This is a genomic window from Larkinella sp. VNQ87, assembly GCF_049445795.1.
Taxonomy (GTDB): Bacteria; Bacteroidota; Bacteroidia; order Cytophagales; family Spirosomataceae; genus Larkinella.
In genome coordinates this window covers 197,488-222,168 of sequence record NZ_JBMSDT010000008.1, presented here as the reverse complement: position 1 = coordinate 222,168, position 24,681 = coordinate 197,488, and the positions used below count along the sequence as shown (strand labels likewise).

At 53.2% G+C, this 24,681-nt stretch carries 23 protein-coding genes; 13 read left to right on the top strand and 10 right to left on the bottom strand.

Going from position 1 to position 24,681, the window contains the following annotated elements; translation table 11 throughout:
* Positions 1-31: 31 nt before the first annotated feature.
* The 3 genes from ACO2Q8_RS15620 to ACO2Q8_RS15610 form a co-directional block, all read right to left on the bottom strand.
* The gene (locus ACO2Q8_RS15620) at positions 32-3,286 is read right to left on the bottom strand and encodes an amidohydrolase family protein (protein ID WP_423345765.1); all 3,255 of its coding nucleotides are present in this window, start codon (positions 3,284-3,286) and stop codon (positions 32-34) included.
* A gap of 113 nt (positions 3,287-3,399) precedes the next feature.
* Positions 3,400-3,537, bottom strand: coding sequence for a hypothetical protein (locus ACO2Q8_RS15615; protein WP_423345764.1), 138 nt, complete (start codon positions 3,535-3,537; stop codon positions 3,400-3,402).
* 135 nt (positions 3,538-3,672) lie between these two features.
* Positions 3,673-4,704, bottom strand: a complete 1,032-nt coding sequence (locus ACO2Q8_RS15610) for an adenylate/guanylate cyclase domain-containing protein (RefSeq protein WP_423345763.1) — start codon at positions 4,702-4,704, stop codon at positions 3,673-3,675.
* Positions 4,705-5,008: 304 nt separating this feature from the next.
* Here ACO2Q8_RS15610 and ACO2Q8_RS15605 point away from each other — a divergent pair, with 304 nt between their 5' ends.
* The 4 genes from ACO2Q8_RS15605 (at position 5,009) to ACO2Q8_RS15590 (ending at position 10,115) form a co-directional block, all read left to right on the top strand.
* On the top strand, positions 5,009-6,445 hold the full coding sequence (locus ACO2Q8_RS15605; RefSeq protein ID WP_423345762.1) for a Gfo/Idh/MocA family protein: 1,437 nt from the start codon (positions 5,009-5,011) through the stop codon (positions 6,443-6,445).
* A 28-nt stretch (positions 6,446-6,473) separates the two neighbouring features.
* Positions 6,474-7,865, top strand: coding sequence for a putative oxidoreductase C-terminal domain-containing protein (locus ACO2Q8_RS15600; protein ID WP_423345761.1), 1,392 nt, complete (start codon positions 6,474-6,476; stop codon positions 7,863-7,865).
* Between the two features lie 196 nt (positions 7,866-8,061).
* Positions 8,062-9,234 (top strand): Gfo/Idh/MocA family protein, encoded by a 1,173-nt coding sequence (locus tag ACO2Q8_RS15595; RefSeq protein ID WP_423345760.1) that lies wholly within the window; start codon positions 8,062-8,064, stop codon positions 9,232-9,234.
* Between the two features lie 32 nt (positions 9,235-9,266).
* On the top strand, positions 9,267-10,115 hold the full coding sequence (locus ACO2Q8_RS15590; protein WP_423345759.1) for a ThuA domain-containing protein: 849 nt from the start codon (positions 9,267-9,269) through the stop codon (positions 10,113-10,115).
* Between the two features lie 138 nt (positions 10,116-10,253).
* Here the strand turns inward: ACO2Q8_RS15590 and ACO2Q8_RS15585 are convergent, their stop codons facing one another.
* Together ACO2Q8_RS15585 and ACO2Q8_RS15580 are read right to left on the bottom strand one after the other, a co-directional pair.
* Positions 10,254-11,480: a TlpA family protein disulfide reductase gene (locus ACO2Q8_RS15585; RefSeq protein WP_423345758.1), complete on the bottom strand. Its 1,227-nt coding sequence runs from the start codon at positions 11,478-11,480 to the stop codon at positions 10,254-10,256.
* A 68-nt stretch (positions 11,481-11,548) separates the two neighbouring features.
* On the bottom strand, positions 11,549-12,274 hold the full coding sequence (locus ACO2Q8_RS15580) for a serine hydrolase (protein ID WP_423345898.1): 726 nt from the start codon (positions 12,272-12,274) through the stop codon (positions 11,549-11,551).
* Here ACO2Q8_RS15580 and ACO2Q8_RS15575 point away from each other — a divergent pair.
* The 6 genes from ACO2Q8_RS15575 (at position 12,245) to ACO2Q8_RS15550 (ending at position 16,929) form a co-directional block, all read left to right on the top strand.
* Positions 12,245-12,448 (top strand): hypothetical protein, encoded by a 204-nt coding sequence (locus ACO2Q8_RS15575; RefSeq protein WP_423345901.1) that lies wholly within the window; start codon positions 12,245-12,247, stop codon positions 12,446-12,448. The genes ACO2Q8_RS15580 and ACO2Q8_RS15575 overlap by 30 nt on opposite strands.
* 153 nt (positions 12,449-12,601) lie before the next feature.
* A complete protein-coding gene (locus tag ACO2Q8_RS15570; protein WP_423345757.1) occupies positions 12,602-12,868 on the top strand; it encodes a hypothetical protein in 267 nt (88 codons plus the stop codon).
* Positions 12,869-13,024: 156 nt separating this feature from the next.
* The gene (locus ACO2Q8_RS15565) at positions 13,025-13,543 is read left to right on the top strand and encodes a DUF1579 family protein (protein WP_423345756.1); all 519 of its coding nucleotides are present in this window, start codon (positions 13,025-13,027) and stop codon (positions 13,541-13,543) included.
* Between the two features lie 6 nt (positions 13,544-13,549).
* A complete protein-coding gene (locus ACO2Q8_RS15560) occupies positions 13,550-14,137 on the top strand; it encodes a hypothetical protein (RefSeq protein WP_423345755.1) in 588 nt (195 codons plus the stop codon).
* Positions 14,130-14,414 carry a winged helix-turn-helix domain-containing protein gene (locus tag ACO2Q8_RS15555; protein WP_423345754.1) on the top strand — a complete coding sequence of 95 codons (285 nt, stop codon included), beginning with the start codon at positions 14,130-14,132 and terminating at the stop codon, positions 14,412-14,414. Before ACO2Q8_RS15560 ends, ACO2Q8_RS15555 begins: the two co-directional genes overlap by 8 nt.
* A 94-nt stretch (positions 14,415-14,508) precedes the next feature.
* Entirely contained in the window at positions 14,509-16,929 is a 2,421-nt protein-coding gene (locus tag ACO2Q8_RS15550) for an ABC transporter permease (RefSeq protein WP_423345753.1), read from the top strand.
* Between the two features lie 267 nt (positions 16,930-17,196).
* Here the strand turns inward: ACO2Q8_RS15550 and ACO2Q8_RS15545 are convergent, their stop codons facing one another.
* From ACO2Q8_RS15545 to ACO2Q8_RS15535, 3 genes are all read right to left on the bottom strand, one after another.
* Positions 17,197-17,583: a hypothetical protein gene (locus tag ACO2Q8_RS15545; RefSeq protein WP_423345752.1), complete on the bottom strand. Its 387-nt coding sequence runs from the start codon at positions 17,581-17,583 to the stop codon at positions 17,197-17,199.
* A gap of 381 nt (positions 17,584-17,964) precedes the next feature.
* Positions 17,965-18,150 carry a CsbD family protein gene (locus ACO2Q8_RS15540; RefSeq protein ID WP_423345751.1) on the bottom strand — a complete coding sequence of 62 codons (186 nt, stop codon included), beginning with the start codon at positions 18,148-18,150 and terminating at the stop codon, positions 17,965-17,967.
* A 129-nt stretch (positions 18,151-18,279) separates the two neighbouring features.
* A complete protein-coding gene (locus ACO2Q8_RS15535; protein ID WP_423345750.1) occupies positions 18,280-18,732 on the bottom strand; it encodes a DUF2147 domain-containing protein in 453 nt (150 codons plus the stop codon).
* A gap of 66 nt (positions 18,733-18,798) precedes the next feature.
* Here ACO2Q8_RS15535 and ACO2Q8_RS15530 point away from each other — a divergent pair, with 66 nt between their 5' ends.
* Complete coding sequence (locus ACO2Q8_RS15530) at positions 18,799-19,338, top strand: acyl-CoA thioesterase (protein ID WP_423345749.1); 540 nt, start codon at positions 18,799-18,801, stop codon at positions 19,336-19,338.
* Positions 19,339-19,342: 4 nt separating this feature from the next.
* Here the strand turns inward: ACO2Q8_RS15530 and ACO2Q8_RS15525 are convergent, their stop codons facing one another.
* Positions 19,343-20,806, bottom strand: coding sequence for a leucine-rich repeat domain-containing protein (locus ACO2Q8_RS15525; protein WP_423345748.1), 1,464 nt, complete (start codon positions 20,804-20,806; stop codon positions 19,343-19,345).
* Between the two features lie 303 nt (positions 20,807-21,109).
* On the opposite strand from ACO2Q8_RS15525, the gene ACO2Q8_RS15520 reads away from it, so the two are divergent.
* Positions 21,110-21,484, top strand: a complete 375-nt coding sequence (locus ACO2Q8_RS15520) for a BlaI/MecI/CopY family transcriptional regulator (RefSeq protein ID WP_423345747.1) — start codon at positions 21,110-21,112, stop codon at positions 21,482-21,484.
* A 4-nt stretch (positions 21,485-21,488) separates the two neighbouring features.
* Positions 21,489-23,609, top strand: a complete 2,121-nt coding sequence (locus ACO2Q8_RS15515; protein ID WP_423345746.1) for a M56 family metallopeptidase — start codon at positions 21,489-21,491, stop codon at positions 23,607-23,609.
* A 61-nt stretch (positions 23,610-23,670) separates the two neighbouring features.
* Here ACO2Q8_RS15515 and ACO2Q8_RS15510 read toward each other — a convergent pair whose 3' ends face one another.
* A complete protein-coding gene (locus ACO2Q8_RS15510) occupies positions 23,671-24,627 on the bottom strand; it encodes an L-threonylcarbamoyladenylate synthase (RefSeq protein ID WP_423345745.1) in 957 nt (318 codons plus the stop codon).
* Positions 24,628-24,681: the final 54 nt, after the last annotated feature.

Here is a 24,681-nt window from a genome sequence, read left to right as displayed (position 1 = left end):
ACGGGGCCGCCCGGCGGTCCGTGGGTACGGATCAATGCAATCCCCGGCAGATGCAGTGGATGTGGCCGAAGCTCTGGGTTTCGGCGTGCCATTCAAAGGCATCGTTGTAGCGGTTGGTTTCCCAGAAAAACTTCTGCCGGGGGCGGTTGTAGTTTCCGGTTTCGTGCATGGTGTTGGCGTCGAACAGGCGGCCGTTGACCATCACATACTGAATGGCCTGGCTGTTTTGCAGGATTTCCAGCGGATTTTTATCCAACACGAGCAGGTCGGCCAGCTTGCCCACTTCCAGCGACCCGATTTCCCGGTCTAGCCCCAGGTTCCGGGCCGGGAGAATGGTGGCCTGCTTCAGCGCCTGAAGGTTCGAAATACCGCCCTGACCGAGCATCCAGAGTTCCCAGTGAGCGCCCAGACCCTGCAACTGCCCATGAGCACCCAACTGCACGCTTACCCCCGCGTCGGTGAGTTGGCGGGCGGTTTGCGAATTGCCGATGTGCCCAAATTCGTCATCCGGCAACATCGTCCGGCGACGCGAGCGGCTGTCGACCACGGCCCGGGGCGTAAACCGCAGCAGTCGTTCCTGTTCCCAGACGTTCATTTTCTGGTACCAGTAGTACTCGCCCGATACACTGCCGAAGCTCACGATCAGCGTGGGCGTGTAGGCGGTTTTGCTGTTGCGCCACAACGACACCACATCCTGGTAAACCGGGTCGACTGGAATGTTGTGCTCAATGGTCGTGTGGCCGTCCATGATCATAGTCATGTTGTGGTTGAAAAACGAACCGCCCTCCGGCACAACCATCATCCCCAACTCGCGGGCGGCCTGGATGATCTGCTGGCGCTGGTTCCGGCGGGGCTGGTTGTAACTTTTGACCGAAAACGCGCCGACGGCTTTCATCCGGCGCAGGTGCGAACGGGCGTCGTCGAGGCTGTTGATCACCGCTTTAAAATCACCATCGGCTCCGTACAGAATGGTGCCGGTCGAGTACACCCGCGGGCCGATCATCCGACCGGTTTTCACCATTTCCGACTGGCTAAACACCATTTCGGTATTGGAAGACGGGTCGTGAACCGTTGTGACGCCGTAGGCTAGGTTGGTAAAATACGACCACTGCTGCTGGGGCGATTTGCCGTCGCCGGTGCCAATGTGGGCGTGCGAGTCGATCAGGCCGGGCATGAGGGTTTTGCCGGTCGCATCGATGATTTTGGCCCCCGCCGGAATCGTGACTGCGTTGGCCGGGCCGACCGCCAGAATTTTGTTGTCCTGCACCACCAGCGTCCCGTTCTCGATCACGGCGTCGTCCTTCATCGTCAAAATCCGCCCACCCCGGAAAGCCACCACGCCCTTTGGCACATCGGCTGTCAGCGTCAGGCCAATTCGGATGCCGGTCGAATCGACGGCGGGCAGTTTCTCGGGTGCGCCTTCGACAAAAGCAAAACTCTGCTGAATCGACCGTGTGAAGTATTCAGGCCCAATGGTCCAGTGCAGTTTCTGGCTGTCTTTCGACCAGTGCAGGTAATCGCCCGCGTCGCGCGTCACCTTGTAAACCGGGAAAGCTTTCGTGCCGCCCGACAGGTCGACGCCTTTTCCGGCCTGCGCGAAGGGGGCGATGTAGAGGTGAAACAATTCCTGAAACGCAATCCAGCGGTTGTCGGGGCTGGGCACAAAGCGGGTCGCGTACTGGGAGGTAAAATGCGTCTGCTCGTCGGCGTTGGTCAGCGTCACGCTCTTGAAGGATTTGGTCGCGCCGTCTTCCACAAAGAAAATCCGGTCGCCGGTGCGATTGAAGAGCGGTTCTTCCCCATTTTCCCGAATGAAGGTAGGGGTGCCGCCGTTGGCAGTCATCACATACAAACCGGGTTCTTTTCCGTAGGCAAACCCCATAAAACCGTTCCCGGTCGATTTACGGTACACGATCTGCGTACCATCGGGACTGAAAACCGGGCTGTTGTAAAAGCCTTTTTCGCGGGTCAGTGTCTCGGTTTTGCGGGTTTGCAGGTTCAGCTTCCGGATGCTGCCCGTTAGCGAGTCGTTCCAGGTCGTGTAGACCAGGAATTTGCCGTCGGGGCTGAAGCTCGGTTCGTATTCGAAACTGGCGGTTTCTTTGGTCAGTCGTTCGGGTTGGCCGTTGGGCAAGGATTTAACGTACAAGTAACCGGCTGCGTGAAAAACCAAGGTTTTCTCGTCGGGCGACGTTCGCACGTGCCGGATCATTTTCGATTCAAACGTCGGCGAAAAAACCGTCTGCGGAAACCGCACGGCTTCCTGCACCGTCAGTTTGGCGTTCACCGTAAACGGGATTTCAACGGCTTTGGCGGTCTGAATAGCCACCCGGTACAGCTTGCCTTTCGCCCAGATGACCAGCTCTTTGCCGTCGGGTAGCCAGGCGTAGTTCGGATACAAGCCCATGATGGCCCAGGCTTCCTGCTGGTCTTTGTTCAACTGGTCGAAAACCGGGTATTCCTCGCCGGTTTTCAGGTCGTGGATGTACAGCACCGACTTCGTGCGCACCCGCCGGACAAACGCCAGCAACCGACCGTCGGGCGAAAGCTGCGGGCGGGTGGCTCCGCCGGGGCCGGTCACGATGTTCTTGATTTCGCCGGTCTGCCGGTCGACGCGCCGGATGGCGTAAATCTGGCCGTTTGGGTCTTTGTTGTACTGAAAAATCGGCCCTGGACTCACATCCTCGCTGAAATACACATACCGACCGTCGGGCGAGACACAGGGTTCGCCCGCGTCCTGTTGCTCGTTCTTGCGTTTGGTCAATTGCAAACCGGCCGAACCACCTCCGGCATGATAGAGCCAAAGCTCCCCGGCGCCGAGCGATCGCCGACTCGTGAAGTGCTTCCGGGCCACCAGATACTGCCCGTCGGGCGTCCAGACGGCGTTGTTGAGCAACCGGAAATCTTCGTTCGTAATCTGGCGCAGGCCGGAGCCATCGCGGTTCATGGTCCAGATGTTGTCGCCCCCGGACCGGTCGCTGGTGAACGAAATTCGTTTGCCATCGGGGCTGTAACGCGGCTGAATGTCAAGCGGTAAGCCACCGGCCAGGAGTTGGGCGGTTCCGCCGGAAATCGGAAGCGTGTAGAGGTCGCCGAGGAGGTCGAAGACGATTTCCCGACCATCGGGACTGACATCCAGGTTCATCCAGGTGCCTTCGCGGGTCGTAAAGCTGATTTCGTTGGCGGGGCCGTGGGGCGTGGCAACATCCCAGGATTCCTTCGGTTTTTGGGCAAATGAAAGACTGGTAGCCAGAAAAGCTACGGCGAGGGTATACGGTATCTTCATGCTGGAAGGGAAATAACACGAAAGATACAGAATTGAGTGATTAGTAACGCAAGGAATGGTTCCTTTGATCCGCTGAATCGCAACGGTGACCCGGCAGCGTTCCCATCAACCGGTTATTTGTGAAAAGCCGATGAAACGGGCCGACCCGATTTTTCAATCTTTACCGTTTTGGTTTCATTACCGCAGGCCAGCATCCAGAGGCCGAGCAACAGACCGAGTGCAGAGGGAATTAGTTTTACGTTCGCATTCATCGGTAGTCGTTGTTTAGTACCGTGAAAGTACAGAAGTTGAAAGCTAGTTGGAAAGAAAATCGGGTTAGGCGGAAAAAACCGGGGCTGGAACGGAGAATCGGTTTGGCGAAGGCAGCCTGAAGTGGCCTGAATTTATCACTCTTCCACCCATTCGACACTCACAAGTTCAATTCTGGACGTTTTTCCTTTCAAAAGAACCGGGCCGAGCTCTTGTCCTTTCATTTTCGGATGCGTTCCTAGTTTGTCGAGTAGGAATTTTGACGCGATAAAAAGTTTCCCCTGCTCATTACAAATACTCTGAATTCTGGCGGTGGTATTTAAGGTGTCACCGTGGTAGGCAATGTCTCGCTTCATTTCCCCTATCTCGACCGTTGTAACCGCACCCGTATGGACTCCGGCTTTAAATTCGGGCAGAAGACCATAGGTTGACATATAATACGCTGATCGAGTCTGAAATTGTCTTTTGCAGGCAAAATAAAACCGAATGCAAATGTGATTTTTAATTCCTTCACGTTCCGGCCACGTTACAATGATCTCGTCGCCGACATATTGATAAACTTGCGCGCGAAAGCCATAGAGCACCTCATTAATATCGGAAAAACAATCCCGAATAAATGAACTGTATTGTAAGTGACCTAACCGCTCGGCGGTTGTCGTCGAAGCCTTTAAATCCATGAACATGAAAATCCGGTCTTCTTCTTTTGGTTCACGGTATTTCCCCAGCAGCAACGGTAAAAGAACCCCAGGGCCATATTTCTTATTCACCTGATTGATGAAGCTGATGAGAAGTGTCATGAAGGAATAGTAAATTACGAATAGCAGAAAGAGCCAATCCCAGGATTCATCACTCAACCTTTTCGCCCCTTCCGGAACCGCTGGTGCCATCAAACGTTCAAAAAATGTATTGCGTAGCAGCACGAAAATAAGGACCAGGACCCCCAGTGAGGTGACGGCTTTAAGGATGATAATCGTTCCCAGCGCAAGCTTTCTGAAGAATTTCTGATCCAGATAATAGTGCATGGGCCCGAGAATAATGCCGTAGAAAATTCCCATCGATAAGGCAATCCATACCAGGGGCGTAAAGGGTCCCGTTGCCGCTATCTGGAAGGTTTGGCCAATGAAGCGCGACGTGATATGCGTTATGCACATCACCAGTAGATTGGCCATGAACCAGAAGTTTATTTGAATGCTCACATAAGAAACGAGGGGAAACCTTGACGAAAATTGGTGCGCTAGTGTCGTGTAATCAAGCTTCATTCTCATTTCGTTAGATGCTTTCGAAACCGTCATTGGGTTGAGGTGCCTTATAATTCCTGGAAATATAGGAAATACTGCTGCGAATTCGCTGATGTTTACCCGATCACCAGGGAGTAAAAAGACGCCATTCGTTGGAGTAAGATTAGTATAAATTCCTGCCTGGAAGCTTATTGGGAAGTGAAGGTTGTCACCCATGTCTAAACCCTACTGACTCATGAAACCTGAAAAGAATACAGTCAATTCCCGGAACGGTGTTTCCCGGAGAAAGTTTCTGGACCTGGCCGCCAAAGGAACGCTGGCTACGTCGGCACTCCTCGGCGGTTTTCCGACCATCGTACCGGCTTCAGTTTTTGGAAAAAACGCGCCCAGCAACCGCATCAACATTGGCGCTCTAGGGGTTGGCCGGATCTCGCGCGGACACGACATGCCGGGCGTCTGGCAGTACGACAATGCCCTGATCATGGCGGTTTGTGATGTCGACAGCAAGCGGGCTGAGGAAGGGAAACAACTCGTCAACGGCTATTATTCGAAGAAAACCGGCAAGGACTACGACGGCGTAAAAGTTTACACCGACTACCGGGAATTATTGAACAACAAAGATATTGATGCGGTCATCATCAGCACGCCCGATCACTGGCATGCGCCGATGGTGGTGCATTCCGTCGAAGCGGGCAAGGACGTTTACATGCAGAAACCGGCTTCGCTGACGATTTCGGAAGGACGTGTGATGGCCGATGCCGTGAAGCGGACGGGCCGGATTATGCAGGTAGGTAGCCAGCAACGTTCGTCGCACCAGTTTCGGTACGCGGCCGAACTGGTCCGGAACGGACGGATCGGGCAACTCAAAACCGTGTATGTCGGACTACCGGGCGATCCGTCGGGCGACGAAGAGCGGGAAATGCCCGTGCCGAAAAACCTGAATTACGACATGTGGCTGGGCACAACGCCCGAGGTCTATTACACCGAAAAACGGGTGCATCCGCAGGTAGGTTACGACCGGCCGGGCTGGCTGCGTTGCGAGCAGTTCGGGGCTGGAATGATTACGGGCTGGGGCTCGCACCACATCGACTGCGCCCACTGGGCCATGAATACCGAACACACTGGGCCGGTCGAAATCTGGGGTAAAGCCGACTTCCCGAAGAGCGGTTTGTGGGATGTCCACGGTATTTTCCGAACCGAAGCGAAATACGAAAACGGGGTTCACATGATCGTGAGCAACGAACTGCCCAACGGCATTAAGTTTGAAGGCACCGAAGGCTGGATTTTCGTTTCCCGGGGCGATTCGGCCGTCACGGCCAGCGACCCGATCTCGAAGCAACGGGCGGCTAAGGCACTCGATGCCAGCGATCCGAAAATTATCGAGTCGGTGATTGGGCCGAACGAAATCCATTTGCCCGTCAGCAAGGAACACCACGGCAACTGGCTGGAGAGCATCGTCAGCCGCAAAGAACCGATTGCCCCCGCCGAAGTCGGCCACCGGTCGTGTACGGCTTGCCTGCTGCACCACGCGGCCATGAAACTGAACCGGAAGTTGTATTGGGATCCGAAAAAAGAACAATTCAGGAATGATGCGGAGGCAAACCAGCTATTGTCGCGTCCGCAGCGGAAGCCCTACGCCATTCAGGCGCTGGCATCCACTAAATCCCGTTAATGTAGTGCCCGTAACAAAACCCACTCGAATGAACGTATCGCCTGTTTTTGGCAGCCTGTTGCTGGCTGCGCTGTTTGCTGCCTGTCAGTCATCGAACCAAACAAAGGATGACCTAATTCACCTGATTACACTGGATCCCGGTCACTTTCACGCGGCTCTGGTGCAGAAAAATACGTTGGAGGGTGTCGATTCGACGGTTCATGTGTATGCGCCGGAAGGTACCGACGTGCAGCTTCACCTCGACCGCATCAAAGGATACAACGCCCGACCCGAAGAACCGACCCACTGGCACGAAGATGTGTACCTGGGGGTGGATTTTTTTAACAAAATGCTGACCGACCGCGCCGAAACGAAAGCCAGCAACGTGGTCGTGATGGCGGGGAATAACCGGCTGAAAACCGATTACATCCAGAAAACCGTCGCGGCTGGATTTAACGTACTGGCTGACAAGCCGATGGCGATCAGCGCTTCGGACTTCGAGCAATTGAAAGAAGCGTTTTCGACGGCCGCGAAAAACAAGGTCTTGCTGTATGACATCATGACGGAGCGGTATGAGATCACGACGATGCTGCAACGGGCGTTTTCGCAGCAACCGGAAGTCTTCGGAACGCTGGAAAAAGGGACGCCCGACAATCCGGCGGTGACGAAGGAGAGCGTTCACCACTTTTACAAAAATGTGTCGGGCAGTATCCTGACGCGTCCGGCCTGGTTCATGGATGTGGCCCAGCAGGGCGAAGGCATCGTAGACGTGACGACGCACCTGGTCGATCTGGTTCAGTGGGAGTGTTTCCCGGAGCAAACGCTCGATTATAAGAACGATATCAAGCTAACCTCCGCCCGCCGGTGGACGACCGACATGACCCTGAGTCAGTTCACGGCCATCACCAAACAGGCCACTTTTCCGGATTACCTGAAAAAGGATGTGGTGAAGGACACTGTCCTGAAGGTGTATAGCAACGGCGAAATCAATTATCAACTGAAGGGTGTTCACGCCAAAGTCTCGGTCATCTGGGCGTACAAAGCCCCCGAAGGTACCGGCGATACGCACTACTCAATCATGCGGGGCACCAAAGCCAATCTGATCATCCGGCAGGGCGCGGAGCAGCAGTACAAACCGACCTTGTACATTGAAGCAGTGGACAAAAAGACGGATCTCGATGCGGCTATAAAGACGGTTTTGCCCGCCATCCAGAAGGACTATCCGGGCGTGGAGGTGAAGAAAATTGCCAAAGGCTGGGAAGTGGTTATTCCGGAAAAATACAAGGAAGGGCACGAAGCCCATTTTGGTCGGGTGGCGCAGAAATACCTGGAGTACCTGAAAGTCGGAGCGTTACCGGCCTGGGAAGTGCCGAACATGCTCGCCAAGTATTACACCACCACCCAGGCGCTGGAACTCGCCAAACGTACCGGCGGACTTTAGTCCGCCCGGCTACACTTGTACGGCGGACGGCCCGCCCGCCGATATTTTTGGTCTTTTCTGGTGTTGGTAAGAACTAAAAACAAAAAACTGACGGACTGCCAGTCCGTTGTACAGCTCGTCCGCCGATATTTGGGAGCTTTTCCTGGCGTATGAAAAAACTAAAAAAAACAACGGACTGGCAGTCCGTCGTACAAAAATGAACGATTCACACGCCAACCGGCGTCGGTTTCTGAGAGATTCCGTCGCTACAGCCGCCGGTTTAGCCGGTTTGACGGCCTTGCCAACCGAGATACTGGCCGCTTCCAAGACATTGCCAACCGTCACGATTCTCGGCAGTGAACGGGCCAAAACCGCCCCGCGCATCCGGTTTTCGGCCATCGGCCTGAACCACGGACACATCTACGGGCAGGTCGAAGCCGTTATTCGGGGCGGGGGACAATTGGTCTCTTTTTATGCCAAAGAACCGGATCTGGCGGCTGCGTTTGCCAAGCGCTATCCTGACGCCAAACTGGCCAAAAGCGAACAGGAAATCCTGGACGACAACTCGATTCAACTGGTCGTGAGCGCCGGTATTCCGGATGAACGCGCTCCGCTTGGTATCCGGGTGATGAAGGCCGGAAAAGATTACATGGCCGACAAACCGGGCATTACCACGCTCGAACAACTGACCGAAGCCCGCAAGGTGCAAAAAGACACCAAACGGATTTACTCGATCATGTACAGCGAGCGGCTGGAAAACCGGGCGACCGTCAAAGCCGGGGAACTCGTCAAAGCCGGAGCTATTGGCAAGGTGATCCAGACGATTGGGCTGGGGCCACACCGGATCAATCCGAAATCCCGTCCGGAGTGGTTCTGGGATAAGCAGCGATTTGGTGGCATCATCTGCGACATTGCTTCGCACCAGTTCGACCAGTTTTTGTTCTTCACCGGCTCCACCCAAGCCGAAGTGGTCGCTTCGCAGGTCGGAAACACGAGCCATCCGCAGTACCCGAAATTTGAAGATTTTGGCGATGCGATGGTGCGGGGCAACGGCGGAACGGGCTACATCCGGGTCGACTGGTTTACGCCCGACGGTCTGAAGTCGTGGGGCGATGGTCGATTGACCATTCTGGGAACCGACGGTTTTATCGAATTGCGGAAGAACGTCGACATCGGTGGACGTGAGGGCGGCAATCACCTTTTTTTGGTCGATAACAAGGAAACCCGGTACATCGATTGCAGCAAAGAAAATACGCCCTACGGCACCCAACTTGTCGATGATATTCTGAACCGGACCGAAACCGCCATGACGCAGGCTCACTGTTTTCTGGCAACGGAGCTGGCGCTGAAGGCCCAGAAACAGGCGCAGTCGGTAAAGTTAAGGACGTAACCTGATCAGCAGTAGACCGATAGCAACAAGCCATGAATCGATTAACCACTGTCACGTTTACGGGTTTACTTTTTTATTTCCTGACAATTCCGGTAAGCTGGGGACAGAAAGAAAAGGCTGTCAACTGGAAGAAAGTCAGGGTGTTGGTGTACACCAAAAACGGAAAAGGGTATGTACACGAGAACATTCCGTTCGCGGCCAAAAGCATTGAGAAGCTCGGCGAGGAACACGGTTTCAAGGTCGATGTGACGGACCAGCCAGCGGTTTTTACGGAAGACAACCTGAAACAATACACCTTGCTGGTGTTTCCGAGCACCAACAACGATGTATTCGACACCGACGCCCAGCGGCTGGCGCTACGGCGGTACATCGAAGCCGGGGGCGGTTTTGTCGGCATTCACTCGGTCACAGGCACCGAGCGAAACTGGACCTGGTTCAAACGGATGATCGGCGGAACGTTTGCCTGGCACCCCAAATTCCAGAAGTTCAAAACGGTGGTAATCGACACCAAACACCCCTCGATGGAAGGTCTGCCGAAGGTTTGGGAAAAAGAGGATGAGTTTTACTTCACCAAGGAAATGTCGCCCGGCCCGACGGTCGTCATGGCCCACGACCTGACTTCGCTGACCAGCGATGAACCGGAGAAAGTCCGGATGTTTGGCGGAACGTTCACGCAGTTGTACCCGGCAACCTGGTACTACAACTTCGATGGCGGTTACACCTGGTGTACGACCCTCGGCCACGACAAAAAGGATTATTCTGAGCCGCTGTTCATGAAACACATCTTCCAGGGCATCCGGTACGTTGCCAGCCAGGTGGGCAAAATCGACTTCTCGAAAGCTTACGCCGACTCACGGGATACGCCCCTACGGGATAACTAAAACCGGGTAAGGACTTGGTTTGAGTGAGTTTAAAGTTTATAGTCTATAGTTTTTCGGCTAATGAGCTAGTTGAAAGTTGGGATTTGCCCATAGTCAAACTATACACTATCAATCATAAACTAAAAACTGTCAAACCGCTTAGTTTTCCAGCAACTTGAGAATGTCCTGATAAATTGCGTCGGCCGAACTGGGTCGTTTGGCATTCAGGTCGGCCATGTTGCCTTTTTTGTCGATCAGAATGTAGCGGGGAATGCTGTTGATGCCGAAATACTGCACAATTCGTGACCGCCACCCGCCTTTCGACCAGCCCTGTTCACCGGGAAGCTGGTGTTTCTGGAGTGCGTTTTTCCAGTTCACGTCCGAATCATCGATCGAAACGTACAGGAAAACCACCTTTTCCAGTTGTTTCTTCGAAAACCGGGCGTGGAGTTGTTTGGAAAACGGAATTTCCCCAATGCAGGGGCCGCACCAACTCGCCCAAACGTCGAGATACACCACTTTTCCTTTGAAATCGTCCAGCGTAACGGTTTCGCCGGTTTGGTTGACAAATGAGAAAACATTGGGGTCTACTGGTTTCTTCTTAGGCTCCGGTTTTGGCTCGTCTTTCCGGGCCATGACCTCCCCGCAATGGGCTTTGACAAAGTCCGTATAAAATGCTGAATTGGGTGTCGCCGTTAACATGGCAAAGACCTCGCGAACTGATGATGGGACGGCTTTCTCGCAGTTTTCGAGCAGCAGCCTGGCCAGCGTATACTGATACGGTTTTCCACTCAGGTGCTGGCGGGCGTATCCGGCTTTTTCCGGCAACATTTTGTGAATGTCATTCGGAGTATATTTCGCATAATTCCGGGTCTTCGAGTTAAAATACGTGACGTAGTAAAACAGAAAATTCCGGTACGACTCGGCGAGCAGGGCGGTTTCGTCGCTTACCTTCGACTCATCGAAACCTTCCAGCATCACCGCCGGCAGCGAAGGCACGGTTTGCTGCGAAGCCTGGGCGTTGGTTCGGACAATGGGCCAGGCCATCAGCAGGTGCCAGTAATTCCAGCGGATGGTGTTTTCGACGTACTTTTTAAAGTGATCCGAAAATTGCCCGACCTGCGGATGCGCCTTGTAGAACGTTAATTGCACGTTCCGGGCCGTAAAGAGTGCCATCTCCCAACCATCAACCGGCGTTGTCTGCGCTTTTTCGTACTGAGAGGGCGCGTCGAAATCGGGTTTGAATTTTTCGTTGAACTCCTTCAAAAAGGCCTGCTCGGCGGCAGCCGTAAAAACCGCTTCGGGTTTTGGCCCCTGGTAAAGATCCTGCGCCCGGGTTGTCGGCAACAGCCCGATGAGCCATACTAACAGTAGAAGAGTTCGCATAAACTGGTTTTTGGATTGACAAGCAATTATTGTTCCAATGATAAGTTACTAACGCCGGGGCCGGGCGGTTAGTGTGTCACGTAGTCGTAGATCAGGCGGGAAACGGTTGCCATCGTTTGGGTAGCGGCTGCGTCGTCTTTCAGGTCCTTGCCCAGCAGAACGAGCACGTATTTCCGGCCGTCGGGCAGGATCACGATCCCGGAGTCGTGATGAACGCCGGTGATCGAGCCGGTTTTGTGGGCCACTTTCACGTCTTTCGGCAACTGAGCCGGAATGACACTGTTGAACCGTTGGTCGAGCAGAATCTTCGTCATCGCTTCCGAGGCTGCAGGGCTGACGGCTTTTCCGGTGGCAATCTTCTCAAAAATCACCATCAGATCATAGGCCGTGGTCGTGTTGTTGAGCCCCTGCTGAAACGCCTTGGTGTCTTCCACACCCCGCCGAACCTGAATATTTTTGGCCCCGAACGTGCGCATGGTTTGCGTCACATTTTTGGCATCGACGAGTTCAATCACCAGATTCGTCGCCAGGTTGCTGCTCACGATGATCATGTCGTACACCAAATCCGCGAGCGTGCGTTTGGTGCCGATCTGTTTGTATATCAGGGTATCGCTATCGGTTTCGGCTTTCAGGGTGAATGGACTGCCATCGGTAATGCTTTTGAATTCATTTTTGATCCGAATCGAATCCGACAGCGAAAACCGCCCCTCGGCGGCCTGTTTGTAAACCTCGATCATGACCGGTGTTTTCATGGTGCTGGCGGCATGAAAGCTTTCGTGTTCCCGAATCAGCAACTCCTGCCCGGTGGCGATGTCCCGGAAGGCAACCGCAAATCGGCCCGGCTGTTGGGCAAACTCTTGTTCAACGCGTTGTTTGAGTTGAGCGAGCGACGGTTTGGGTTGGGCAAAGGAGAGGAGAAACAGGCCCGAAAACAGAGAAGTCAGAAAGGCCCGACACCGGGCTTTTGAAGAGCAAAAAACCATATTTTCAGGAATTCGGTTGTAGGAACGTATAATTCAGATCGTTTTCGCCTGGAATTTGAATATGAGTGACCCAATTCCAGTGTAAGGGTAAGCCGAGTCACAAGATAGCTAATTTCGAACACTCCTTGATTTTTCTGGATGACCAATCTTGAAATTGTACTGGTTTTGATGTCCATTCTGGCTGCATTGACCTCTGTTACTCAAAAATTGAAAAGTCCGTACCCGATTCTGTTTCTGGTAGCCGGACTGATGGTCAACCACCAGCGCGATAGGATTATCCACTGGCACAAAGAAGGTACGTATAGCGAAGAAACCCTCCGGCGAATCGAACAGAAATTGGATATCCGCAGTCTGAGCCTGGAAACGCAACTCAACCGATTGAAATTGGTGGAGGTAAAAGGGTAATCGCTTACCCTGACAATCCATGCCGGATTCTGAAGGGATCGATAACATCGTTTGGCAATTATTTGGTTTATAATGTAAACTACTTTATGTTTGTAGAAATCCCGGATGGGATTTATTTATCGCTTATTAGTTTACAGTATAAACTACTTTATTGCTATGAAATGCAGTCTTATTTTCTTGACGTACGTCTTATTTTCGCTGTTGTATCCCGGTAAGAGCCTGGCGCAAAGCCGGGATGCCATGCAAAAATTGCGGTTTTTGGAAGGCCAATGGAAAGGGGCAGCCGAGGCCATACTAGGACCCGGAAAGAAGGTGAACATGGTCCAAACGGAAAACGTCCAGATGAAGTTGAACGACCGGGTGCTACTCATCGAAGGCACGGGCCGGGAGCAAGGCCAGGTAGTGTTTCAGGCGCTGGCCGTGGCGGCTTACGATTCGCTGAACCGGAAATACACCATGAAGGCGTTTCGTGATAACGGACAGTCTACCGATGCGTATCTGGACGTAAAAGGCGAAAACTGGCTGGAATGGGGCTTCAACACGGAGCGAGGCAAAATTCGTTATACGATTCGGCTGAACTCAAAAGGCCAATGGCACGAGGTTGGGGAGTTCAGTCCGAACGGCGGAGAAACCTGGTACAAAAGCTTTGAAATGACCCTGGACAAACTAAAGTAATAAACAATGGAATCTGAACCGCTGATGGACGAACGGGAAAGCCTCCGGGTGATCCACGCCATGATTCTCTCCGCCAAGAAAACCCTTCAGGACGACGGCACGCTGTACCTGATGTGGGGCTGGCTGGTGTTGTTTTCGAGTCTGGCCCACTACGGGTTGCTCACCCAGACCGATTTTCCCTACCCGTATGCCGTGTGGGCTACCATGCCGCTGGCCGGAGTGTACACCGGTTTTTACGTCCGCCGGTTGGCAAATCGGCAACCGGTCAAAACCTACATTGGTGAGTTTTTATCGTATCTGTGGATCGCTTTTTTGGTGTCTATTGTAATTTTGCTGGTCTTTATGCCCCGAATCGGGTATGAAAATACCTACCCGATCATACTCCTTCTGTACGGAATCGGTACGTTTGTGTCCGGGGGCGCGTTGCGGTTCCGGCCGCTGGTGATCGGCGGTGCCTTGAACTGGCCGATTGCCGTGGCCGCATTTTTCGTTTCGTTCGACGTTCAGTTGCTGTTGCTGGCCCTGGCTGTTACATGCAGCTACATTGTGCCTGGCTACCTGCTGCGGGCTAACTACCAGAAACAAGATGTTTGAAGAACTGGACCCCTTGTTGCACCAGCAACTACGACTCGCGGTAATGTCGTTGCTGATCAGCGTTCAGGAAGCCGAGTTTACGTTTCTGCGCGAAAAAACCGGAGCAACGGCGGGTAACCTGAGCGTGCAGATCACGAAGCTGAAGGAGGCCGGTTACATCGAAGTGACGAAAGGATTCAAGGATAATTTTCCACAAACGATGTGTCGAATCACATCGGCGGGAATTTCTGCGTTTGAAAATTACGTCAGAGCGCTGGAAAAATACATCAAAAAATAAACCCGACGGGCCCAGATCTCATTGCTCCTTCGTATTTTACGAGATAATCTAACCATCCTTCCGGTTTAGGCAAACCGGTTACGGGTTCCGTCGTATGCTTCACCATTATTGTACGCTTGTTTTTCGGACGATTCTTCGAAATAAAGTCTATACGGGTATCATTGTCACCGGGTTGGCAGTCGGGATGGCCGCTTTCTTACTGATTTCGAGCTATGTAAGGGTTGAGCAGAGCTACGACCGGATTCATCCGGAGGGCGACCGGATTTACCGCATTGAAAGCCGGTTTTTCAAAAACGGTGCCGAAACCGAACACTGGGCTACCAGTTCAAACGGTTATGCGCCAGCGATGAAACAGGCGTTTCCGGAGATTGAAGATTATACGCGGATTTCATGGCGGGGTTCGACCCGGATGGTGCGCTATGAAACGACCAAATTCCGGGAAGAACACGTTTGCTTTGCCGACTCGAATTTCTTTACCTTTTTTGGGTACCCGGTTGTCAAAGGCGACCGGCATACCTTCCTGCAAGCGCCCAACACCGTCGTTATTTCCGAATCGACGGCCCGGCGGTACTTCGGCAACAGCGATCCGGTCGGGAAATACCTGGATATTAGCACCATCTCCAGCGCATTCCGGTGCCAGGTGACGGGTGTGTTTGCCGACTTGCCCACCAACTCCACCATGCAGTTCAGTATGGTGCTGTCGTGGACTACGGCAGCCAGATGGACCTGGGATACCTGGTACCAGCACGAAAGTTATTCGTTCGTGCGGCTAAAATCGCAGGCTGATCCGGCGACGATTATGACCAAATTTCCGGCTATGTCGGAAAAATACAAAACCGCCGAAGCCCTGCGCGATCACGTTTGGGGCATCGATCTGGTGCCCTTGCACGACATTCACCTGAATCCGGCCACGCCCAATGAAATTGAGGTGAAAGGCAATCGGCGCGCTGTGCAGTTTCTGTCGATCATTGCATTCGTTATTCTGATCATTGGCTGGGTTAATTACAGCAACTTGTCGACCGCCCGGGCGATGGACCGCGCCAAAGAAATCGGCATTCGAAAAACGGTCGGTTCGTACAGAAGCCTGCTTGTGTTTCAGTTTCTGTTCGAATCATTGTTGTTAAATATCCTGGCGCTGACACTGGCGATTTGTCTGCTGTTGTTAGCCAATTCGTTCTTACCGGTTTTTCTGGGCATTGAATCGACGGCATTCGACTGGGCGAACCCCGGTCAGTACGGGTCGTTTGCGCTGGTTTTTCTCATCGGGATTGCCATCTCCGGCGTTTATCCGGCGCTTGTGATGGCGCAGGTCAAACCGGCGCTGGCGTTGAAAGGTCAATACCGGTTTTCGGGTGGTGGGGCGGTTTTGCGTCAAGGGCTGGTTGTGGTGCAGTTTACGGCTTCGATGGTGTTGATCGTGGGTACATTTGTCGCCTGGCGTCAGTTGGCGTATATGATGAACCAGGAGCTGGGCGTCCGAACTGATCAGGTGCTGGTGGTGAAAGCCCCCGTGAAAACCGAGCAGTACGACCAGAAAATGCAAACCCTGAAAAATGAGTTGAAGGCGATTCCCGGCATTCAGGAGGTGACGGGTTCGGGCGCGGTGCCGGGCCGGGAGGTGGGGCAGATGCTGGCCAACCGGCGGTTGCACGACGGCCCGGAAAATGACCGCCTGTATGAAATGCTGGTCGTGGATTTCGATTTTATCAAAACGTACGACCTGAAACTGGTGGCGGGCCGCGCCTTCGACCGCAGCCGTCCGGCCGACTCGCTGGGGCTGGTCCTGAATGAATCGGCCGTCCGGCAGTTTGGGTTTACGTCCAATGAGCAGGCTGTCGGGCAGAAAATTCTGCTGGAAACGACCCACGATCGGCCCAACGAAATCATCGGTGTGGTGAAAGATTATCACCAGCAATCGCTCGATAAACCGTTTACGCCGGTTATTTTGTTCATGGATCCCGCATACCGTTGGTTGCCCACCGACTATTTTTCCCTGAGAATCAATACCGATCGCGTGGAGGGACTGGTGGAACGGGTGCAAACTGTCTGGACCCGGTTTTTCCCGGAATCATCGATGGACCACTTTTTTCTGGATGCGTTTTTTAATCAGCAATACCAGCAGGATCGGCGGTTCGGCCGGACCTTTCTTTTGTTCTCGTCGCTGGCGATCCTGATTGCCTGCATGGGTTTGTTTGGCATGACTTCGTACAGCACAGCCCGGCGAACGAAAGAGATTGGCGTCCGAAAAACGCTTGGGGCTTCGGTGAAAAGCATTCTAGGGTTGCTGGCCTGGGATTCGCTGCGCCTGTTGCTGCTTGCGGGTCTGCTGGCGACGCCGGTTTCATGGTACCTGTTGCGGGAATTTCTGTCGGTCTATGCCTTTCGGATTGAACTGAATCCGGTACACTGGCTGGTGCCGATGGTGCTGCTGGTTCTGGTGGCACTCGCCACCATCAGTTACCAGACCATCAAAGCCGCCCTGACAAACCCCGTCAAATCCCTGCGGAGTGAATAGTACCCACGGAACGCCGGACGGCCCCGTTCAGTCCGTGGGTACGGACCGATGTTAATTATAGTGAGTACTGGTCTGAAGCGGGGGCGGAATTTTGTCAATGAGTGTAAACTGAACGGTATTATTCAGAACCTGTTGGTATCGATATAGGTACATAATGAATAGGCTGTCGAACAGCCTTGGATCATTGCTGCTCTTCAAGCGTCGGAGTAACTCGTTGACGTAAACCGTGTCGTTCATGGTTGATCGTTTTATAGGATTGGGAAAAGGTTATTCGTCCGTCAGCGACTCAAACCAGTCACGGAGCGATGGGTACTCAAGAATTAGCTCCTGAAAAAGCGTATCCGTCTGCTGGTTGACGGCTTTGAGCGTAGCTGTGTGTTCGTTAAAACGGTTGATTGATTCGTGGTTCTCGTTGGATAACCGGTGCGTAGCCGGGGGTAAATCCTGGAGTAATTCGACCAGCGTACGGACTAGCAGGTCGCGCAGATCCGTTAGCTTTTTTAAAGCTTCTTCCGGAATTGGCAGACAGTCGGACCGACCCAGTGCCAGGGTTAAAAAGTGATAGTTTTGATAAACTTCATCGGCTGCCTGGCTCCATTCAGGCAATAAGTGTTGAAAGGAGGCAATTGAATCAGGTTGTTGGTTATTGCGCATGCAACGGGTGGGTTACGGGAAATGTCCGAACAGGATAGCTCGTCTAGTAGAAAAGGCGGTTTTCTTTCATTTAGATGCCAAATCCGCAAAAAGGTAACATTAAAACTTCGACTCCCACGAAATAAAATATTAAAGACCAATTTGATACTAAAGTGGGCCATTGCTGATAGAAGGGCTCCCTTTGTCAGATACAGGATAGAATTAACAACAGATTTAAGCTGGCATGAGAGCTGGAGCTTGAAAAATGACCAGGTTAGAGAGAGTCTTTCAATATTTTTCGAAAAGCAGCCTGGTTTTGCCGTCTGACAAGCACAAAAAAACAGCCGCAGATTTTACCCTGCGGCTGTCCTGAGCGGATGATTCATCCGTTCCATCCGTATGTTAGAGATCGGCAACGGCCTTTCTGATCTCGTCTTTCGTTTTACCGGTTTTTTGCTGGATACGTCCCCACATTTCGTCTTCTTTACCTTCCTGATAGGTCAGATCGTCATCGGTCAGGTCTCCGTAGGCTTGTTTAATTTTGCCTTTCAATTCGTTCCAGCCGCCTTTAAGGGTTGTCTCGTTCATGGTTGAAAATGGTTTAACGTGAGTAATTTGTGTAACGATTCTGGTGAAGAATCTTACCAGTTAGAACCAGATTCATTGAAAATTGTTTGAAACGAACCCCAAAACCGCTCGTTCACCGAAAAGCACCGCTTAGTTGATGCGGGTCCAGGTTTGGGTTTTGCCGAGCAGGGAAATACCCACGTAGCCGCGTACATCGAGCGTATTGGGATTTTTCAGCGTAAGTTTGCAACTGTACTCCTTGCCGTCTTCGGGGTTGTAAATGTTGCCGTCTTCCCAGACTTTGCCACCGTCGTATTTGAAGCCCTGCATCACGTCAAGACCAACCAGCGGCCGCGAACGGAGGGGCGCCTGGCTGTTTTTGACATCGGTGCGCGGTTTGCCGGTTGCGGGATCGTTGGGTTCTTTCAGCCAGACGATTTTACCGAAATAGTGGTCGCCTTTTTTGTAAATCTGAATGTGGCCGCGCTTGGTACCGTTCAGCCAGGTGCCTACAACGGCGTCGGGGTTGTCCTGGGGACGAAAGGCGGTGAATACGAAACTACTGAGCAGAATAAAAACAGCACTCAAACGAAACGATTTCATTGTTTTTACAATGTTGATGGATTACCTCGATTAATTTACAGTATTTAACGTAAAATTTTGCGAACTATGATAAAACTCGATCCCACCAGAACCTATCCGCACGAAACCGAATCCCGCACCATCGTCCGTTTTCAGGATTGTGATCCGCTTCAACACCTAAATAACTCGAAGTATTTCGACTACTATTTCAATGCCCGGGAAGATCAGGTGGCCACGCAATATAACTTCAGTCCGCTGCAGTTGTTTCGGGAATACAAAACGAGTTGGGTCGTTTACCAGCACCAGATTGCTTACGTGCGTCCGGCGAGGGTCAGCGAGTGGATTCGGATTGTGTCGCGAATCATTTACTTCGATTCCGATACGATGGTGACCGAATATTACATGACCGACGACAGCCGGAAGGAGTTGAAAAACGTGCTCTGGATGACCTCAAAATACGTCAGTGTCGTGACGGGCCGGCGCATTCCCCACGATCCTGATGTGATGGCATTTCTGGAAGCCATCAGCATGAAAAACATAGACTTTCATAACCTGAATTTCAACGACCGGATTCGTCAAATCAAGGAAGAACTGGCCGAATCGGCAGGAGAAGGCGTCAACGACTAACCGGTTAGTAAAACACTTCCGTACTGTTTTTCTCCAGGTCTTTGATCAGACTGGCCGAGACTTTTTTCTGCTCACTAATCGGATTGCCCCGCAGGAACAGCTTGCGGAGGGTTTGGAGTTGCGAAAGTTGCGTGGGCAGGTCGGAGAGACGGTTGTGGCTGATGTCCAGTTCTTCGAGGTAGGGCAGATGCAGGAGCGGCTCAGGCACCCGGCTGAAGGCATTGTGGCCAATGTCGAGAATCCGGAGCGTATACAGTTTCTGAACGCTCGCCGGGAGGCTGGCCAGAAAATTATGGTGCGTATACAACACCTGTAACCGGCGCATGCGGCCGATTTGCTCCGGCAGGTCGTGCAACTGGTTGTTCGAAAGGGCCAACTGCTGCAACCGGCGCATCCGCCCAATTCGCTCCGGCAGCACCCGCAGCTTGTTGTAATACAAATCCAACACTTCCAATCGCTTTAATCGGTGAATGGTGCGGGGAAGTTCGGCCAGGTTGGCCCGGTACAAATTCAGGTCGTTCAGCCGCCGGAGCCGACGCAGCGGAGCGGTGTTGAGTCCGCCCGAAAAATCGTTCAGGCCTAGCCACAGGCTTTCCAGCCGCCGGTTGCGCGACACGGTTTTCGGAACGGCCGTAATCCCGGTCGATTGGATGTTCAGAATTTTCAGGTGTTTGTTGCGGGCAACGTGCAGCCCGTCGTTTCCCAGCGGATTGAAGGAAACATTAAGTTGTTTAAGTTTGGGAATCAAAAATACCTCTTCCGGGATTTGGTTCAGGCTATTACTGCTTAAGTCGAGCACTTCCAGGTTCGGAAACCGGTAGATAACGTTCGGAATTTCTTTCAACTCCAGCGTATTGAAAACCAAATGCTTGACGGTATCCGGCCGACCGGTTTTTTCGGCATCTTCAATCGTCGTCAGAATCCCCGGCCCCCGGCGGAGCTTGCGTTGGGAGGGGAATTTACCAATCGGCAGGCCGGTGAAATAGCGATACGGTTTTTCGGCGGTAACCGGAAACCGATAATTCGAGAACCATTGGCAAAGGAGTGGGCTGAGCCGGTTTTTTACGCGGATAATCGCCAGGCTATCCATGCGGATGGCCGAAAAATGAAACTCGGGCTCGGCATACACCCGGTTAATCGAACCGTCGGCGTTAGCGTACAAGGCAACCTGGACGTAACAGCCCGTATCCTGCAATACCTTCGCTTGTTTAAGCATCTGGTTCAGGTCTTTCGCAATCTGATTCCGGATTTCGATCCGCTTCTTTTCACCGGGCGTCATTTCAAAATCGGCCCGATTCGCATCCCGATTCGTTCCGAAGTCCGGGTCGAGCACTTTCTCGATCAGGATGTACTCTTTCGCCAGTTGGCGGGCCGCGGCTTCATGTTCTGCCTCGGTCAGACAAACCGTTTGGCTAAAACCGGCCAGGGATAGCAACCATCCGGTTAACAACAAGAGATTCCTGAACATGGGAAAGTGATGGACTTAAAGCTTAGTTGTGTAACGGTAAATATAGTTATAAATTTTAAGCAAGTTCATCTTCCAGTTAAAAACTACGAATAAAAGTTTTTAACATTTATTACGAAAATATTCGTAGTAAACTCTTGACATCTACGAAAGGATTCGTATATCTTTGTTACGAACAATTTCGTAGTCATCCGTACCCACGGACTTTAGTCCGTGTTTTGGGAGTTTATACCATCTAAAGGATCATATTAACTCAAAACACGGACTAAAGTCCGTGGGTACGGCCCGAACAGCAAACACAAAACAATGAAACCGACCGAATCCGAACTGGAAATTCTACAAGTGCTCTGGGCCAACGGCCCCAGCACGGTGCGACAGGTAAATGATCACCTGAATCGGGCGCGCGAAGTGGGGTACACGACCACCCTGAAGCTGATGCAGATCATGCATGACAAGGGCTTGCTGAGCCGCACGGAAGAAGGACGCTACCACGTCTATCAGGCATTGGTGGACGAGCAGGAAACCCGGCAACACCTGCTCGACCGGTTTGTGGACACCGCTTTTCGGGGATCGGCCATGAAACTGGTCATGCAGGCGCTCGGAACCAGCAAGGCGACTCCGCAGGAACTCGACGAATTGAAAAAGCTCATCGATGATTTAAAACCGTCTTCCAACGACTGATGCCATGATCGCCTTCATCCTTTTTTCAGAACCCATTACGAATGCGCTGGGCTGGGCGCTGGTGCACACCCTCTGGCAGGGAACACTGCTCGCAGCCGTCACGGCGCTGGCGTTGCGGCTGGCACACCAACAAACCGCGTCGGTGCGCTACGGAATCAGCATCGGGGCACTATCGCTGCAATTGCTGGCGTTTATCGGGTCGCTGTGGTTTTGTTACGAACCGGTTCGCCCGGCGATGCTGATCAGTGGTGATCTCCACAAAAACGCCGTCCATACGATTGTCGTGATGAACCTTGCTGGCACGACGGATTGGGTGGGACAACTGACTTTCTGGCTTAACCGGCACCTGCCACTCTTTGTTACCCTCTGGCTCTCGGGAGCGGTTTTTCTGTTCATTCGGTTGATGGGAGGTTGGTTGTTCGTGCAGCGACTCACCCGGCGGGGCATCCAACCCGCTCCCAAAGCCTGGCAGGATTATCTTACCCAACTGGGTGGGCAACTGGGTATTACGCAGGTGGTGCGGTTAGTCGAGTCGACCGAAATCAGCGTGCCTATGACGATTGGCTGGCTCAAACCGGTGGTGCTGATCCCGATCGGTTTACTGGCCGGTTTGTCGCCCCGGCAGGTCGAAGCGGTGTTAGCGCACGAACTGGCCCACATTCGCCGGTACGATTACCTGGTCAATCTGATTCAGTCGGCGGTCGAAATTATTCTGTTTTTTCACCCGGCCATCTGGTGGCTCTCGGCACGGGTGCGGGAAGAGCGCGAGCATGCCTGCGACGATGTAGCGATTCGACTATGTGGTGAACGGACGAGCCTGGCTCAGGCGCTGGTACACATTGAAGAACGGCGTCAGGCGCTGGTGGCAACCCCGGCGCTGGCGATGGCGTTCGGAGCCCGGAAACAGTCTTTCCTGCAACGGGTGAAACGGGTGATCGGGGTGCGGGAACAACCTTCGTCGTCGCGTCCGAACGGGTTGGCCGTAACCGGATGTTTTCTCCTGCTGGCCGGTTTGGTGACGGGGCAACATATGTACCGGACTGCCAAAAACCGCCCGGAGAGGGCTTCTGAAACCAAAATCTGGAAGGCGGATACCCTTCAACCTGCTGAATTGGAAAACGTGGAAGTAGCCGTGAAGAAATCGGTTGAGTTCGAGCCTGTTGTCTGGGAAAATGATACCCTTGATCCGAAAAACCGGCAGCAATTGGAAAACGAACTGGAGCGTCGTGAGCAGGAACTGGAGCGGTTAGAAATCGAGATGGAGAAGCTGACCGAACCGCTGGAAAAGCTTGAAGGACAGTATCAAATCCACGAGCGCGACGCCGAACGGATCGAGCAGGAAATGGAGAAATTACACGGGAAGATGGAAAAACTCCACCGTGATTTAGAGCAGAAACTGGAGGAATCGGTCGCATTAGAAGAAAAAAAGGGACGGCTGAACGGAAAGCTGAGCGAGTCGGAGAACCAACTGCTCGCCAAACTTCACGCAGACGTGGCCGAAAAGCAAAAGCAACTTCAAGAGCGGTTTGGGGATGACATGACCCGGATGCAGGAAAAACTGCAACAGTTTCAGGAGCGGATGCGGATGTCCGACGATTCGATGAAAGCCTACTGGGAGGAAGCGACCAAACAGATGAATGCGAACATGCCCCATCTGATCAAGTTGGCGGATCAATACCGGCGGGAAATGGATTCGTTGCGGGGAAAAGCATTTCCGGCCCCCGCCCTTCCGCCAACGCCCGAAGTGCCGGGCCGCCCCGCCCGCCCAGCGCCCGCGTTGGCTCCGGCCCGGCCCGGACGCCCCGCTCCGGTCGTTGCTCCGACAACCCCGGCGCGCCCAGTCAAACCGGCGGGTGTGAAAGGCCAGTATTGGTACAACGGCAAACGCTACGACCGCCCGGAAGACATGCCGAAAGCGCCTGAACCACCCGTAGCTCCGGCGACGCCGGATGTACCGGCGGTGGCCGCACCAGCCGCCGTACCCGCATCCCCGACTCCGCCCTTGCCGCCCGCCGTGGAAGACGCACCGGAAGGCGCCGTGTATTGGAAATCGGATGACAAACCCAAAAAGAAAAACAAAACGAATGTAAAACCGGCGAAGGCTCCCAAAGCCAAAACCGATTAGTAACATACTATAAAATAGGAGAAAGGAGAAACGGAGCCGGGCAAATGTCCTGGCTTCGTTTTTATTTGAAGGCAGCCCGTCGCAGCCGATCGTTGATGGCCCGGCCTAACCCGGTTTCGGGCAGAAGTTCGGCCAGGATCACATCGACATCGTGAGCATCGAGCGACCGCATGGCCGCAAACAGATTCTTGGCAGCTTCGTTTAGGTCGCCCGTCACAGAGAGAATTTGCTGGTTTTCGACCGGGATCAATCGACTCAGTTCTTCAAAAGCCAGCAACCCGATACGCTCCGGTTTATGGCTCGCCAAAGCTTCCGGAACGGTTTTCAGAAACAATGGTTTGCGGGGGGCGTAATGACTGCTGAGCATCCCCGGCGCTTTCGGATTCGAGGTTGAGTGGCTCCGGACGGCAACTTTTCCCACCACCGCTTCCAGTTTTTCCAGCGACATCCCGCCCAGCCGATACACCACCGGACCACCTTCCGTAAATCCAACAATGGTCGATTCTATCCCGACTTGGGCCGAACCGCCATCCAGCACGTAAGGAATCTGCTCTCCCAACTGCTCAGCCACGTGCCCGGCTGTGGTCGGACTGATGTACCCGAACGGATTGGCGCTCGGCGCTGCCAGCGGAAAGTCGAGCATGCCGAGCAACTTCAGTGCCAGCGGATGGTTCGGAATCCGGATGGCGACCGTATCGAGTCCCGACGAAACCAGATCAGGAATGATGTCTTTTTTGGAAAGCAAAATTGTTAAAGGCCCCGGCCAGAACCGTTCGGCCAGTTGCCGGGCTTTTTCCGGAATATCCCGAACGAACGCGTCAAGTTTGTCGATCGAATCGGTATGAACGATCAGGGGGTCGAAGGAGGGGCGGTTTTTGACCGTGAAAATTTTCAGCACCGCATCGGGATTCAGCGCATTGCCCGCCAGGCCGTAAACGGTTTCGGTGGGCATACCGATCACATTGCCTGCTTCCAGAAAGTGCTTTGCTTTGTCGAGGTCCGTTCCGAGTTCTGCCATGCTGCAAAGGTACGGTTTTCCGGTTTTCAGGCCGAAAAAGCCGGGGCAGACATT